The organism is Paenibacillus sp. An7, assembly GCF_009870785.1.
Lineage (GTDB): Bacteria > Bacillota > Bacilli > Paenibacillales > Paenibacillaceae > Paenibacillus.
The window spans coordinates 1-2,059 of sequence record NZ_WTWX01000063.1 but is presented as its reverse complement, the minus strand read 5'-3'; the positions used below and the strand labels follow the sequence as shown (position 1 = coordinate 2,059).

General features: G+C 36.4%; 3 protein-coding genes. 1 reads left to right on the top strand and 2 read right to left on the bottom strand.

The features are described 5' to 3' along the window. Positions 1 to 226: 226 nt before the first annotated feature. Positions 227 to 406: a hypothetical protein gene (locus tag GQY27_RS21130; RefSeq protein WP_160037236.1), complete on the bottom strand. Its 180-nt coding sequence runs from the start codon at positions 404 to 406 to the stop codon at positions 227 to 229. Positions 407 to 818: 412 nt separating this feature from the next. Here GQY27_RS21130 and GQY27_RS21125 point away from each other — a divergent pair, with 412 nt between their 5' ends. Then, positions 819 to 1,049 (top strand): hypothetical protein, encoded by a 231-nt coding sequence (locus tag GQY27_RS21125; RefSeq protein ID WP_160037235.1) that lies wholly within the window; start codon positions 819 to 821, stop codon positions 1,047 to 1,049. Positions 1,050 to 1,271: 222 nt separating this feature from the next. Here GQY27_RS21125 and GQY27_RS21120 read toward each other — a convergent pair whose 3' ends face one another. Then, entirely contained in the window at positions 1,272 to 1,718 is a 447-nt protein-coding gene (locus GQY27_RS21120) for a PH domain-containing protein (protein WP_160037234.1), read from the bottom strand. Positions 1,719 to 2,059: the final 341 nt, after the last annotated feature.

Genomic DNA, 2,059 nt, shown 5'->3' with positions numbered 1-2,059 from the left:
ACCGGTCTGATTTATTCATGAAAAGAAGTAGAAATGACAAAAGGCATTCAGAATGTATACATTCCGAATGCCTTTTGTCTACAATCTGAAGGGTGTTCTCCAGGAGAACACCCTTTTTCGGCTAATCTTTCATACGAGAAGTAAACGCTTGTCCTCCAATACCTGGAGGGAGTTTTCGACGTTTTTCTGTTGCTGGTGTTGCAGTTTTAGGTTCTGTAACAGGCTGCTAAGTGCTTTGTTTAGGTGCTGGAGCAGCAGTAGCACCTTCGTTTTTTGTGGCATTTAAGAAGTAAACAGCAGCAAATTTGAGGAAACCAGCTTGGCTCCCATATTGCTTCATGGCTTCTAGGATATCTGCATGTTTTTTTTCATTAAAAGTGACTTCGACCCGTACTCTATCACTCAATGTTTATCACTCCGATCTTAAGCCGTTACCATCGATTTTGCGTATTTGTAAAATCCTAGGGCATTGGCAATTTCCGCATCTTAACAAACTGTGCGTATGGGTATTGGCTTTTTCGTCTTTTGGGTAATTTTATTAACCCAGGATCTATTCAAGCTTTCTGTTTGAAATCATTAACTAGATTTACGTCGATGTATGATTGTCATCATAGGTTACCGTAAAGGTGCCGTAGGATGGCTTCTTGTACCGTCAGGGATCGTTCATTCCCTTACATCAGGGGGACTGCTCTTCCTGGACCCACTACTATCAAATAAAAGGTATTACTCCTTTTCCCTTTTTCGCCCTGCAGCTCTTTCTGTATCACGGCGTTTAACCGCACATACAATCTGCTCCGAGTGGTTAATAAAGGAGCCGATTGCAACCTTGGAAATTCAAGTCCGGACAAGATGAAGGTGCAAAAAATTATCGTTATTGGACACGAAAGGCTTGGATTATTGAAAACATTTTACGCGATAGAGCTGGTTACTATCCGATAAAAATTACGGATAACATGTTAAATAGCATCATTGAGCAGATGGAGAAAACAATCATTTTCTCCAAAATAACTGTTTCAAAGCAGCAAGATTCGACCGGTTCTAGCATTTAAGTTACCTAAAAGGGTGTTCTCAGCAAGATTGAGAACCCCCTTTTAGGACTAATCTTTCATACGAGAGATAATTTCTATGCTACCTAGAAATATCCTTTTATTCAATCCGGATAGCTTACAATCACTTCGACGCAACCCTCTACCATAAAAAACTAATAAAGTTTCAGAGGGGGAATTCCTCTAAATTCGTATTAAGAGTTAATTATTCATCATGTAAAAAATTTAACTATAATGCCTTTTAATGAACTTGAAAATATTTTCAAATTCATTTAGAGGAATATGAGTGATTCTAATTTTCTTACTTCTCAAAAATCCACTTTTTTTAAATTCAATTAAAGATGCCGTCATACCTAATGCTTTAAGAATATCATGATCGATTTCTGAGTAATCTGAATACTTTATCTCATGAGGTCTTATTTTTCCAAAAGGCCTTATTTCAGCTAATATTGACTTTGTGTCCGTAACAAACAAATAGCCCATTGTGGTACCACTAAAAGCAGCTGATGAAAGAAAATAAATCTTCTCATTATTGAGATTCTTCTTAACTATCTTTAAAGCCTTAATCCATTGCAGACGTATTGTTTTAGGTAGTTTTTCAGCCTCAGCATAAAGCTGTTCATATGTTGAATATTCACCGACTACTGTAATTTCCACGTTAATGTTATTCATGATGATAGTTCCTCTCGGTTAATAAATCAAAATTTTTATATTGGATAATTCTAAAATTTACATCAATTCAAAGAAAAAACAGGGAAAAAGACCCGTATAATGCTCATGAATCTTCGGTCAGAGTTGCTATGATGACCCATGTTTCAGCCCTTAATCGCTCTATTAGAAAATTCAAAAGATAAACCAAACGCTTTCTGTATTAAATTAGTCTGATGAAAGCCGGTCTTTGAAGTGGCTTATAAATCTTTAATTGAATCAATTTCATAATTCTAACCCCTTGCTGTAACAAGGTTTTTTAGGCATAGAAAAAGGAGTACCTCCCCAAATCTCGAATAGGTTAG